A 13,777-nucleotide genomic window follows, 5' to 3' on the forward strand; every position below is an offset into this window, starting at 1 on the left:
TAGTTCCAAATAATCCTCCCAAATCTGCACATCTGAAATTTTGCAATTGTTTTTAATGACCGTTTTGACTGCCTGCCAATTGCGTTTTATGGACAGGGACAGGACAAATTTCAACATCATTTATGGATGATTTGAAGAAATTGGCTTACTATATGTAATGTCTGTCTTTGATTGGCTTTGCAAATTTGGTTTAGATGTCCTGTTGGGGATTGATGCAAATAATATAAAAACTCAATTGGTTTTATGGCTGTGAACTAATATGCAATTCTAGAAATATTATGGAGGATTTTAAGAGAGTGGCTTATTTAAAGTAGAACGGTCTCTCTTTGACTCTTTATGTAAATAATTAGTCTACTGAAGGATACAGCCTTGAATTTTGATTTAGTAAAATATGGCAGTTCTAAAAAAGATCACGTTTATATAAAAATATGAAAGTTAAAAGACCTTTAAAATTCGCAGTATCTTTCTGTGGAGGAAAAAGGTCCGTTTAATTTTAAGATTAGAATAGTGAAAGTATGCTTTTGGGAATACAAGAATTTTCGATGTTGATGATTAATTGTCGCTAAAGGATTTACATCTGAAAGATTCCGTGCCTATTAGACAAATTTGCTTTTTATTATAGGTTAGCTTTTAATTTTAGTAATTTTTTATTGTGGGATAGCATTCAAATCTTTTCGGAATTCTTAAACTAAAGAACTTTTTTTATTTATTTATAATTTTATATTTGCGCCCTGATTCTAGTTTTTTCTTTTGATATGTTAAACCCCGTAACTGCTTTAAACCAAATATAAAATGCTCAAAGAATTCTCATACAAACAGTTTGGAAATCTTAGTTTTAGTCAACAATGCCTTGATGAAAGTACATTGATCAAAATTGACGATCACATAAAAGTTTTATTTTTACCAAAAGAAACCAAAGTTCATGTCGATTTTCAGGAGTTTCAAATCGAAACAGACTGCCTGCTTTTCATCAACCCAAAAGTTATAGTAAAGCCCGTGACCGGATTCGGAGGAGAAGTCTTACTCCATTTTAACCGTGATTTTTATTGTATCGAAATTCACGATCAGGAAGTCGCCTGTGACGGAATACTCTACAATAATGTTTTTGAAATTCCATTTATTAAATTAGATGAGAGCCAGTCGGCAGACATTCAGAATATAATTAATGAAATAAAATCTGAAATGGAAGATGAAGACTCAAATACAGAAGAAATGCTGCGGATATTATTAAAGCTTATCATTTTAAAATCAACAAGAATCTGGAAACAACAGCATCTTTTAGCTGAGAAGGACCAGCAGTCTGATGTTCAGTTCTTAAGGAAATTCAGCAAACTTGTCGAACAGCATTACAAAACACATCACACTGTTGCTGATTACGCCGAAATGTTGTTTATAACCCCTAAGAACCTTGGAAAAAAAATTGGCATGGTTAGCAAAGACACGCCAAATGACATCATAAAAAACAGAATTATCCTGGAAAGTAAACGATTGTTAGCACACACCGCCCTTACGGTAAAAGAAATAGCGTTCAGTTTAAACTATGACGATGATGCCTATTTCATCCGGTTTTTCACAAAAAACACAGGTATCTCTCCATTATCATTTAGAAAGCAATTTTAACATTAAGAAGCTCCATTTTTAAAGTATGATATCCCAATCATACTTTTTTATGTCTTAGAATTAGATTTCACGCTTTAAATTATTACGAATAGTAGCTTTTTAGCATTAAAAGGAAAAAAGTACAATTCAAAGGAAAAACATGATAAAATTTCCCTAATTGATCAACTTTGCAGTATCTAATCTAGACTAACGTTTAATTAAAAGCAAGACCTTATTTGAATTAACAATATTTAAAAAATGATTCAGAAATAGCAACAATTTAAAAATCAATATTGTCTAAATTCATAGTGATTATAAATTAAATATTTTACTGAAAAAGAAATAAAGCAACAACAAAAAGTAATTGGCTTAGCAGTGAAAAACAAAGTATTATTACGTGTTTTATTATGTTAGAAGCTGTAGGTTTGCTTTTTTGTCACCAAAAGAAATACAATTATTAAAAATCATTTATGCAAAAGAAAGTTTTTTACAGAATTAACGATCATAATATTTTTACTACTGTAAAAAGTCCGAAATCAATATTTTTCACATTACTTTTTTGTCTGTTTTTTAATTTGAACAATTACGCACAAACGCTTGAAGATTGTATAAAAATCAAAGAATCGGGATTAGCTGCAATGGATAAGTTCGATTATGCGAAAGCTTTGAAAGATTTGACAAAGGCAAAATTGCTTGCCGAAAAGAACAATTGGTATCTTCAAATTTTTGAGACAAAGAATAAAATCGGAGTTGTTTACATGAATTTGTCTGATTATGGCGAAGCATTGAACTATTATTTAGAAGCCTATATTGTTGCAACACAGCACCTCGAATCAAATAAGGAATCAGCCATATTAAATAATATTGCCGTGCTTTATTGCCTGGAAAAAAATACAAAAAAGCTCAGGAATATTATTTAAAAGCATACGATATAGCAAAAAAATTGGGAGATAAAAACAAGTTGGCTTTGTATGGTGTTAATTTAGGAAAAGTATCCAACTGGCTTAATGAACTAGATGTTGCTAGTGATTATTTGAATGAGGCAGCAGTGTTTGCTAAAGGTAATGAGCCTCTAGAACTTCAGGTGCAAGCGATGTTGGCTGAAAACCTTTTATGCAGAGGTGATTTTGAAGCAGGAAAGAAAATAGCATTCGATTTACAAGCTAAAAATAAAGAAAACAATTTTGAAAATAGAAATATTAATTCAACGATTCTTAATCTTTTAGCTAGGGCCTTTTTTTTGGAAAAAGATTATGACAAATGTGTTTACTATATCAATTTATGCTTGAAAGCAACAAGAGATCTGGAAGGTCGAATGAGACTGTATGATCAACTTTCTGATGTGTATGTGCTTCAGAAAAAAGACGGTAAGGCTTTAGCTACATTGAGAATGATGGTTTCTACGAGAGATTCATTAGATAATATGACTCAGAAGAATGTTTACGAAACTAATAAAGTGAAATTTGATGTATTGAATTATAAAAACGATTTGAAGATATCGAGAGAAAAATCAAGATTTGAGCATAAAATATTTGGCGTCTTAATCGTCTTTTTTATTTTATTGCTCTTTTTTTTGTTTAGAATGCACAGAAATAGGATAATTAAACAAGAACAAAAGAAAATTATTATAGAGCGAGAGCAAAAAATCATTAACCTTGAACTTGAGAGTGAAAAGAGTAACAAGCGGATGCTGGAGCAACAGATAAAAGAGATTGAAAGTGGGGCACTTTTAGAGCAAGAACGTCTTAAAAACGAGATCGAACAAAAAAACAGAAAACTGTTGGCAAAAGCATTGTATCTCTCCGGGAGAAATGACATGATAGAGGAAGTTGTTAACTCCTTTCAGAAATTCCAAATGTTTCTCACGATAATACGCTAAAGAGCCATATTAAGTCCTTAAAAGAACATTTGAAATCAAATTCAGAATGGGACAATTTTATCATTCATTTTGAAGAAGTCAATCAAGTATTTTTAAATTGTTTAAAAGAAAAACATCCGAACCTTACAGCTAATGACATTCGTTTTATATGTTACGTTTATATGAATTTGAGCTCCAAAGAGATTTGCTCAATCTTCAATATTACACAAGAGGCTTGCAGAAAGAGAAAGGAGCGAATTTTTAACAAAATGGAGATTGATAAAAGCATGTCATTTTATGAATACCTCTCTAGAATTAGTCGTTAAATATTAAAAGTCACATTTTTTCTTAACACCTGTCACGTTTTTTAGGCATTGAAATTCATTTTTATTTTTCAGTAATGTTCAATTTTGCTCCAACGTAAATGTCTTCGTATTCAAATTAGACAATTGCGATTTGAGAAAACTTAATTTAATAATGACTAAAAAGAGAATGAAAAAATTACATTATTGCTTCCCGTTTTGCTTTCAGCACAAGAATTTGTATCTCCATTTGACACAAAAGCAAAGATTGAATTATCAAACGCTTACCGATTAATCCTGAATCGATAGATATCACTTTCTAATAAGCTTTCTTTTTGCTTTTAACCATCTCTTTATTTGGTTATAACATCTATTTTTTAATGTACTGTACATTTTTTCAATTAACTGTTTGTGCTTTTTCAAACCAGAAGAAGTAGTTTATTACGCTTCAATGGAATGAAAATTTAGTTTTTCTGAAATTTTCATCAGTAAGATTTAGTCCATTTTTAAGGCGTAATCTAAATAACTACAATCTAGTATAAAAGGAAAAAGTGCAATTCAAAGAGAAAAGCGTCCATTGTTGTGGGGAAGTATTTGCCACAACTTTGCAATATCAAATTAACAAAAACAATTAATTATGACAGCAGATATTGGAATTTCGGAAGAAAACAGAAAATCCGTAGCGAACATATTATCAAAAATACTGGCAGATGAATTTGTCCTTTTTACCAAAACCAAACAGGCACATTGGAACGTAGAAGGAAATGATTTTTATGACAAGCATAAACTGTTTGACGAGCAGGCAGGGCAGATTGCAGAAACAATAGATAGCGTTGCTGAGCGCATCCGCACTTTGGGACATTTGGTTCCTGGGACTCTAAAAGCGTTTTTGGAACAGAGCCATCTTACAGAAAATGCTCCTGCTGAAAACGACAGCCAAAGTTTTATAAGCGAACTGCTCTCAGCGCATGAAGCTATAATCAATCATATAAGGTCAAACATCAATCTTTTTGCTAACGATTATGAGGATCTAGGAACCAGCGATTTCATCACCGGATTGATGCAGGAACACGAAAAAACAGCCTGGATTTTAAGGGCACATTTAAAATAGTAACAACAAGAAAAATAATTAAAAATAAAAAATAGACAGATGAGAACATATAAGAATTTATTATTAAGTGCAGCTGCATTGGCAGGACTGACTGCATTTTTAACTCCAGCGACCGCTTCTGCACAGCAGTCAGGTATTAGCCGCACTAATCTGCAGAGACATGACATTTCGGTTTCGGGATATGAAACTATTCAGGCCCGGATAGACTTTCAAGCACATTCCGCTTTTGGGATGCACAACCATCCGGGCGAGGAACTGATTTATGTGCTGGAAGGCACATTTGAATATCAGATTGAAGGAGAAAAACCCATTATTCTTAAAGCTGGCGACGTACTTTTTATTCCCAAAGGAAAGAATCATTCCGCAAAAAATGTAGGCAACGGTAAAGCTTCGGAGCTTGCCACCTACATTGTGGAGAAGAACAAGCCTCTTCTTGTATTGAAAAATAAATAATCCCAAGCAGAATTTGAGAGCCTGGCGCGCCGGAATTTGTACAAAACCTGAAACGGACAGCGGACTCATTCCGTGGCAAAGACAAGTGCATGCTTCAAGAAATAATAAAATTTAAAGCATGGGGAAAAAAGTGCAGTTCAAAGAGAAAACCATCCATTGATGGGCGCCCGGATTAATCCCAACTTTGCCTTATCAAAAAAGCAATAACATTTAAATATAAAAAACATGAACAAGTTTACAGTAAAAGACGGAACAGAAATTTACTTCAAAGATTTAGGAGCAGGACAGCCAATTTTCTTTCACCACGGATGGCCGCTGTCATCTGACGACTGGGATGCCCAAATGATGTTTTTCCTTAATCAGGGTTACAGGGTAATCGCCCACGACAGAAGAGGCCATGGAAGATCTGCCCAAACATATAAAGGCAACGACATGGATACTTACGCACAGGATGTGGCTGAACTGGTTGAGTTTTTGGATCTTAAAAATGCAATCCATATCGGGCATTCAACTGGCGGTGGAGAGGCTTTGCGTTATGCGGCACAATATGGAAAAGGACGTGTGTCAAAAGTCGTTTTGATCAGTGCCATTACCCCTTATATGATTGCAGACGACAGAAATCCAAATGGTGTGCCATTGGCGGTGTTTGATGATATCCGACACAATACTTTACACAACAGACAGCAATTTTACCAAGACCTGACTGTTCCTTTTTATGGCTACAACCGCGAAGGTGCGAATGTAAAAAAAGGAATACAGGACAACTGGTGGAGACAGGGAATGATGGGCGGCATAAAAGCGCAATATGATTGTATTGAAGTTTTCTCTGAAACTGATTTTACTGAAGACCTTAAAAGTATTGATGTTCCAGTATTGGTTCAGCATGGTGACGACGACCAGATTGTGCCTTATGAAACAACTGCTGTAAAAGCGGCCGAGCTTTTGAAAAACGGAAAACTGATCATTTATCCTGGCTTCTCACACGGTATGCCGACTACTGAAGCTGAGACTATCAACAAAGACATTTTGGAATTTATCCAGTCATAAATCAAGAAAGGGAAAAAAGTGCAGTTCAAAGAGAAAACCATCCATTGTCCTTTCCTGCACTTTGCTCCAACTTTGCAACATCAAATAACAATAACCAAATTATTAAAAAAATAACAATCTAAAATTTAGAAAAACATGAAAAATTTAATTTTATCAATCGGTTTATTTACAGCAGTATTATTTAGCAGCGTTTCGTCTGCACAGACAAAAAGAGTTCCAGCATCTTATGGAAGAGAAGAATATGTAGAAGTTGAAAAAAATGTAAAGCTTCACGTTACCGACCTTGGCGAGGGACAGCCAATCGTTTTGATCCACGGATGGCCATTGAGCGATGCAATGTATGAGTATCAATATGCTTATTTTACTCAACAAGGATACAGAGTTATCGGAATTACTTTGAGAGGTTTCGGATTATCTGACAAGCCGGCAGGAAAATACAACTACGATGTTTTTGCAGACGATATCAAAGTGGTTCTTGACAAATTGAACATTCAAAACGCAACAATCGGAGGATTTTCAATGGGAGGTGCAACTGTAGTGCATTATGTGGCCAAATACAAAGCGGCACATGTTTCTAAACTGGCTTTATTCGGAGCGGCAGCGCCAACATGGACAAAAAGAGCCGACTTTAATTATGGTTTTTGGAGTAAAGAAGATGTGGACGGATTAATCCAATTGAACAATACCAACAGACCTCAATTATTGGAAAACTTTGGAAAAATATTCCCTGCTAACGAAACAAGCGTTTCTCCCGGATATGGCGCATGGTTAGGTACTATTCAGGCGCAAGCTTCGCCTTATGCAATGGCCGAAGGATTAAAAACGCTTAGAGACAGCGACTTGAGAGAGGATTTGAAAAACATCACAATCCCAACACTAATCCTTCACGGAAAATTGGATAAAATATGTTCTTATGAATTAGCTGAACAAATGCACTCCCTATTAAAAAATTCTACATTGGTACCTTTGGAAAAAAGCGGCCATGCCTTGTTCATCGAAGAATTGGATAAATTCAATTCAGAGTTATTGAAATTTGTAAAAAAATAAAAATTCATAAAGAGGTTAGTTTTAAAAAATTAGCCTCTTTTTTTATCCTTTAAAATAAAATAGAGATGAAAAGAATAGCATTATTTCTAGCCATATTAGTTTTCGCTTCCTGCAGTAATACCAAATCCATAATTACTGTAAACCATTCCAATCTGCCAAAACCAATTGGCCCATACAGCCATTCCACCAGTTTTGCAGATTTAGTGTTTGTCTCGGGGCAAATAGGCATTGATCCAAAAACAAACACTTTGAAAAATGGAATTGAAGAACAAACCGTTCAGATTTTCGAAAACTTAAAAGCCGTTCTCGAAAACAACAATTCCGATTTGGATCATATTGCAAAAACCACGATTTTTATTACGGACATCAAGCAGTTTGAAACCGTGAACAACATTTACGGAAGCTACTTCCACAATCACTTTCCCGCGCGAAGCACAATTGAAGTGGTTTCATTGCCAAAAAACGCGAGCATTGAAATAGAATGTATTGCGGTGAAAAAATAAAAGTTATCTGTTTTTTTGAAAAGCTTTAGGTTTGGTCCCGTTATGTTCTTCAAAAACCTTGGTGAAATGGCTTAGATTAGAAAAGCCCAAAGCATAACCCACTTCGGAAACTGACATTTTATTTTCTTTTAATAATCGGGAGGCTTCCTTCATTCTCAACTTTTGATAATAGCTGAAAAAGCTGTTTCCAAATATTTGTTTGAAGAGTCTTTTAAATTTTGACTCGCTCATTCCTATTTGTGAAGCTAGGTTTTTTATGACAGGAGGAACATGAATTTCGTTTAAAATTGCATCCCTGACTTCATAAATTTTTTGGACATCAATTTCATTCAGCACATGTAAAGTGGTTTTTTCCCTTTTTAAAAGTTCTTTTAACGTCAAACATATTAATTCTTCGGCTTTAATTTTAAAGAAAAAGTCAGCCAGCGTATCAGGTACATCCGATTCAATAATTTCCAAGGCCACTTCTTGTATTTTTGGTGAGATGGATTCTTCAAAAAGAATGGGCTGTTCGCTGCTAATGATCTTTTTGAAAATAGCATTCTCTCCATTGGAACCCAAAAATTTAACCAGCATATCAGAATCAATTGCAATAAAAATAGATTTGAATTTTGTTCTGTTAGGATAAAATGTTTCAATGTTCAGTTTTCCCTTAAATACCTGTATGGAAGGCAGATCATTGTTTGCATTCTTGATTGCAGGATTAGTGTCTGGAAAAATGGAATTAAAAGAAAACAAAATTCTCTTTAATGAATTTTCACTTCCAAATCGTTTTGCCAACAGATCGTCATTAAATTCATAATTACTCACTATCATGCTTATGGAATTGTCAAGCCTAAACCCTCTGAAATAACCTTTTCCTTTGTTTTCCGGAATCGTCAGTACACCATTTATTACTTCTGAACCAATCAATTCTGCAAAACCTTCTAAAAAACCGAATTCTTTTTTTACGTTTAACTCCATATTAAACTGACCTTTTGTAACTATTAATGTGTTAAATATAGGTATTTTATCTCTTATTGATCATATATTTTTGTCAAATCTAATAGTAATAAATAAAAAAAATGAATACAATAAAAACCACAGCCATTGTCAATGCAAATGTATTTGATGGCAAAGAAGTAATAGGCAAAAAAACTGTTATTATCAGTGATGGAAAGATCACTTCCATCTGCGATGAACTGCCAGAGGGAGTTGATGAAATAGTTGACGGAAAAGGGGCGACACTTCTGCCGGGACTGATTGATGCGCATGTTCATACTTCGGTAGATTCGCTGCGGGATGCCATACAGTTTGGTGTAACAACCGAATTGGAAATGCAGGGCGGTATGACAAAAAAAGGACGTGAACTGCAAATAAAAGACAGTTCAAACATTGCCGACGTCCGCTCTTCCGGAATGGCTTTGACAGCTCCGGGCGGACATCCAGATGAATTAATTCCAAAAGAAGAAGGGATTCCAAGCTTTATCCTGAAAAAAATGGAGAAGATGACCGAGCAGGAAAAAAAGGATTTCATTGCTGCCTTCGAAGAAAGAGAAAATGAACAAGGTGAAAAGCTGGATGTTACGACCGTTGAAGGTGCAGTTCAGTTTGTGCATCAGCAAATGGAAAATGGTGCCGATTATTTCAAAATTATGATTGAAGAAGGAACTGTAATGAATGCGCCAGGTTTGCCTATGTTAAAACCCAATGTTTTGAAGGCAGCAGTTGATGAAGCTCATAAATTGGGTAAAATTGCCATAGCGCATGTACTAACCGCAGAAGCTGCTAAAACCGCTGTTGATGTAGGTGTCGATGGATTGGCACACCTTTTTATCGACAGACCGGATTGGACTCCTGAACTTATCAAATCCATTTCAGACAAAGGGATATTTGTAACACCATGCCTGGTTTTAAACTCCTCGATAATTGGTAAATCTGCCTGCCATGTTGCGAATGACAAACGGGTAAGCCACAAGCTTAATGAAGATTGGAAAATGACCATGTGTTCTTGTTTCAACACTTTTCCTTCAGGCAATATGGAGGACAACTACAACAATGTCAAAGATCTTCATAACGCTGGTGTAGATATATTGGTGGGTACAGATGTATCGGTACCAATGGCGCATTTAGGAGGCCTAGCCCACGGAGTAAGCGTGCATCATGAATTGCAGTTATTGGTCGAAGCGGGTTTAAGTCCGATTGAAGCTTTACAATCTGCTACTTCTGTAATTGCGAAAAGATTCAGCCTCTCAGACAGGGGACAAATTTTAGAAGGAATGAGAGCTGATTTGCTTTTGGTAAAAGGCGATCCTACCACAAGTATTTCTGATTCGCTTTCAATACTACATGTATGGAAAGAAGGAGTGGATATAAAACTGGACGGCAATACTATTTAATTTTTTCTAATCGCGTAATTTTTAAATTTGAATCTGTAAATTACTCTATTTATTAGCTATAAAAACCTTCTTAAGCAATAAGGAGGTTTCCTTATCAGTTGTTTTTTTATTTGATTCTAAAAAAATAGCCCAAAGTTACTTTATTTAACAATTTAAATAAAAAAATGGCGCCAATTGTCTTCAATTGGCACCATTTGACGTTGTGACAGGGACAGGACATATTACAACATCATTTTTGGATGATTTGAAGAAATTGGCTTTCTATATGTAGTGTCTGTCTTGCATTGGCAATGTAAATTTGGTTTAGATGCCCTGTTGGGGATTGATGCAAAGATTGTAAAAACTCAGTTGATTCATCGAATTAAACTGATATATAAATTTACAAATTTTATGGAAGATTTTAAAAGATTGTTTTAAGTTAAGATAGTATTGTCTTTCTTTGGCTCTATGAATTACTTTATTCGATTTAGGTTTTGTGGCACAAAAGTAATTCCTTTCAAGCACATTGATCTTGAATTAGCAGGCTTTTGTTTCAGTAATTGGAAAAACATAAATAATGGCTGAAAATTTTATAATTGGCTATATCTTGTTTGCGCAGAATAAAATTTTAATTTTACTTTTTTGAAAGATTTGGTTTCTCTCCCGCCTGTTACAATAAAAGAATAGTTTTAACTGATTAATAAAAATATTGAAATGAAAAAAATTATAGTTTCATTAGTTGTTTTGTTTGGACTGCAAACGATGCAGGCACAGAAAAGTTTCAAGCCCCTTTTTGACGGCAAATCGACAAAGGGCTGGCATTCCTATGGCAAAAAATCCGCTGGAAAAGCATGGAAGGCGGCAGATGGCATATTGCATTTTGATTCAAAAGAAGCAAACAATGGGCAGGGCGGGGACTTAGTAACGGATGCTGAATTTAGGGATTTCCATCTTAAATTGGATTGGAAAATAGCCCAGAACGGGAACAGCGGTATAATTTTTTATGTAAATGAGAATCCTGTAAAATACCAAAATACTTATAGTACTGGACTCGAAATGCAGCTTTTAGATAATGAGGGCCATCCGGACGGAAAAATTCTTAAGCATCGAGCAGGAGATTTGTATGATTTGGTTCAAAGCAGATCAGAGCCTGTCAAACAGGCTGGAGAATGGAATACTGCCGAAATTGTCAGCAGGAAAGGAAAATTAACACTTATTCTTAATGGAGTTACAGTGGTAGAGACTATTCTTTGGGATGATAATTTCAAAAAAATCGTAGCGGGAAGCAAATTTGCAGATTGGCCGGATTTTGGCACATTCAATAAAGGAAAAATTGCTTTGCAGGATCATGGAAACGATGTCTGGTTTCGCAATATTATGATTAAAGAATTAGATTAGTAATATAATGTGCTGATATTATATGTATCAGTGAAAATTTGTTGACTAAAAAAAATGTTTAATTTAAAATCACTAATGTATGGCATGGTTAAGCAATTTTTTATAGAAAAATTCCTTTTACGTTTTAGCTTAAATTTCATTTTGATTGCTATTCTACTATTATGTTCAAACAGTTTTTATGGACAAAGCGAGCAATTGTTAAAAAGGCTCGATCAGGTAATAGATTCCTCGAGCATTTATGATAAAAGCAAGAGAAAGGCCATTCAGGATTTAAAGGATCAGCTTAGGCTGGTTAAAGATGATCGCCACAAGTTATTGGATTTAAACCAGCAGCTTTTTGATCAGTATGTACTTTTTAAGAGAGATTCTGCTTTTGATTATGCCTTAAAAGTCAAAGAGTTATCAGAAAAAATTAATGATAAATCCTTTTTGATGAAGTCCAATATTAATTTGGCCAATATCAGTGTTTCTGCGGGTATGTATAAAGAAGGGTTGGATTACCTTCTTTTGATTAAACCCGAAGAGATAAACAATGAGAACGGATCTTTATATTATGGACTGCTTGGCAGGTGCTATAGTGATATGGCAGAATACAGCAGTATTCCGATCTTTAGTAAAAAGTACAACCAGCTTGCTAAGGAGTGCAGAATTAAGGCATTAAATTTAACAGCTGAAGGTACTTTTTTCAATTCATTTTTAAAATTTTTTAACGAATATAAGGATGGTGATTTAGCTTCTGCTGAAAAAGGCTTTCTGTCCCTTCTTAATTCTGATGTTAGTGATAGGGATGAAGCCTTATTAAATTACATGCTTGGAGAGATCTGCAATGAGTCGGGCAGGGGAGATCGCGCACTTGATTATTACAGCAAAGCCGCTATTTCAGATATTCGTATCTCAACAAAAGAATCACTGGCTATAATAAGGTTATCAGAGCTCTTGTTTAGAAAAAAGAATCTGCAGAGTGCATCTTCGCTAGTGAAAAAAGCATATGATGATGCTGTTTTTTATGGGGCACAGCAGAGAAAACTACAAGTAGGAGCGATCCTGCCGCACATTGAAGAAGAAATAGTCCAGAATATTGAAAGAGAAAAAAAGAGACTTTACTTTCAATATATAGGTGCAATTGTTTTTTCAGTAATTGTAATCTGCTTTTTAATCCTTACTTTTATGCAATTCAGGAAAATTCAAAAAGCAAAAAAGATAATTGGAGTTGCGCATACAGATCTGCAGAATGTAAATAAACAACTTGTTGTTGTAAACGAAGAAATAAAGGCGCGTAACAGCCAAATTGAATTGATTAACAATCGTCTTTCAGAAGCTAATAAGATTAATGAAGAATATATTGGTTTTTTCTTTACGGAATATGATGATATTTTTGAAAAGTTTAATGAATTTACATCTTACATAGAAAGGGATATTGATTCAGGAGATTATGCTAAAGCAAAATACAGAATATCAAGATATGATTTGAAGAAGGAAAAGGATAAACTGCTCAATAATTTTGACACAGCGTTTATCAATCTGTTTCCTGATTTTATTGCTGAATTCAATTCGCTCATGAAACCCGGGGAGCAGATAAAGCTAAAAGAAGGGCAGATTCTTAATAAAGAGCTGAGAATTTTTGCCTTGATCCGTTTAGGGATCAAACACAATGAGAAAATTGCGCAAATTTTAGGTTATTCAGTCAATTCAATTTATGCCTATAAAACTAAAGTTCGTAATAAGTCCATAATCGAAAATGAAGGCTTTGATAAAAAATTGATGAAAATTACTTCTGTAAAAATTACCTAATTAATCAAATATTTAATAAAAAGTCCCGCTGTTCAACAGCGGGACTTTTTTTTCTGCGCCCCATTTATGTTGTTTGTCTCAATGAGAATAATATATTTTTTATAGTAAAATATTGCAAAATATGTTTTTTTATGCTTGAATTCTTATTGTTTTAAATATTAAAATCTATATAATTATTACTGTGTGTTTTTATGTAAAAGTCTATTTATTAGGTATATATGGTTTTTTTAATCGACTTTATTGCTTGTTTTTTCTATACGTTTTGTATACATGCATTTTTCGCATGTGTTTTTTTGTTCCTTTGCTTTGAT

The 13,777-nt window shown here is 34.2% G+C and carries 12 protein-coding genes; 11 read left to right on the forward strand and 1 reads right to left on the reverse strand.

Annotated features, from left to right (window positions below; translation table 11 throughout):
* Positions 1 to 792: 792 nt before the first annotated feature.
* From ABXT06_RS21605 to ABXT06_RS21640, 8 genes are all read left to right on the forward strand, one after another.
* Positions 793 to 1,620, forward strand: coding sequence for a helix-turn-helix domain-containing protein (locus ABXT06_RS21605; protein WP_341688313.1), 828 nt, complete (start codon positions 793 to 795; stop codon positions 1,618 to 1,620).
* A gap of 449 nt (positions 1,621 to 2,069) precedes the next feature.
* Positions 2,070 to 2,519 (forward strand): hypothetical protein, encoded by a 450-nt coding sequence (locus ABXT06_RS21610; protein WP_354592599.1) that lies wholly within the window; start codon positions 2,070 to 2,072, stop codon positions 2,517 to 2,519.
* On the forward strand, positions 2,477 to 3,478 hold the full coding sequence (locus ABXT06_RS21615; protein ID WP_354592600.1) for a hypothetical protein: 1,002 nt from the start codon (positions 2,477 to 2,479) through the stop codon (positions 3,476 to 3,478). The genes ABXT06_RS21610 and ABXT06_RS21615 overlap by 43 nt, the downstream gene beginning before the upstream one ends.
* Before the next feature lie 918 nt (positions 3,479 to 4,396).
* Complete coding sequence (locus ABXT06_RS21620; protein ID WP_354592601.1) at positions 4,397 to 4,870, forward strand: Dps family protein; 474 nt, start codon at positions 4,397 to 4,399, stop codon at positions 4,868 to 4,870.
* Positions 4,871 to 4,909: 39 nt separating this feature from the next.
* The gene (locus ABXT06_RS21625; protein ID WP_354592602.1) at positions 4,910 to 5,323 is read left to right on the forward strand and encodes a cupin domain-containing protein; all 414 of its coding nucleotides are present in this window, start codon (positions 4,910 to 4,912) and stop codon (positions 5,321 to 5,323) included.
* 225 nt (positions 5,324 to 5,548) lie between these two features.
* Positions 5,549 to 6,370, forward strand: coding sequence for an alpha/beta fold hydrolase (locus ABXT06_RS21630; RefSeq protein WP_354592603.1), 822 nt, complete (start codon positions 5,549 to 5,551; stop codon positions 6,368 to 6,370).
* Between the two features lie 135 nt (positions 6,371 to 6,505).
* On the forward strand, positions 6,506 to 7,417 hold the full coding sequence (locus ABXT06_RS21635; protein WP_095927785.1) for an alpha/beta fold hydrolase: 912 nt from the start codon (positions 6,506 to 6,508) through the stop codon (positions 7,415 to 7,417).
* Positions 7,418 to 7,482: 65 nt separating this feature from the next.
* Positions 7,483 to 7,920, forward strand: coding sequence for a Rid family detoxifying hydrolase (locus ABXT06_RS21640; RefSeq protein WP_354592604.1), 438 nt, complete (start codon positions 7,483 to 7,485; stop codon positions 7,918 to 7,920).
* 3 nt (positions 7,921 to 7,923) lie between these two features.
* Here ABXT06_RS21640 and ABXT06_RS21645 read toward each other — a convergent pair whose 3' ends face one another.
* Positions 7,924 to 8,883 (reverse strand): helix-turn-helix domain-containing protein, encoded by a 960-nt coding sequence (locus ABXT06_RS21645; RefSeq protein WP_354592605.1) that lies wholly within the window; start codon positions 8,881 to 8,883, stop codon positions 7,924 to 7,926.
* A 353-nt stretch (positions 8,884 to 9,236) separates the two neighbouring features.
* On the opposite strand from ABXT06_RS21645, the gene ABXT06_RS21650 reads away from it, so the two are divergent.
* From ABXT06_RS21650 to susR, 3 genes are all read left to right on the forward strand, one after another.
* Positions 9,237 to 10,298, forward strand: a complete 1,062-nt coding sequence (locus ABXT06_RS21650; RefSeq protein WP_354592606.1) for an amidohydrolase family protein — start codon at positions 9,237 to 9,239, stop codon at positions 10,296 to 10,298.
* A 693-nt stretch (positions 10,299 to 10,991) separates the two neighbouring features.
* Positions 10,992 to 11,675, forward strand: coding sequence for a 3-keto-disaccharide hydrolase (locus tag ABXT06_RS21655; RefSeq protein ID WP_354592607.1), 684 nt, complete (start codon positions 10,992 to 10,994; stop codon positions 11,673 to 11,675).
* 54 nt (positions 11,676 to 11,729) lie between these two features.
* A complete protein-coding gene (gene susR, locus ABXT06_RS21660; protein WP_354592608.1) occupies positions 11,730 to 13,466 on the forward strand; it encodes a SusR family glycan utilization regulator in 1,737 nt (578 codons plus the stop codon).
* Positions 13,467 to 13,777 lie beyond the last annotated feature (311 nt).

This window comes from Flavobacterium sp. UW10123, assembly GCF_040538975.1.
Lineage (GTDB): Bacteria > Bacteroidota > Bacteroidia > Flavobacteriales > Flavobacteriaceae > Flavobacterium.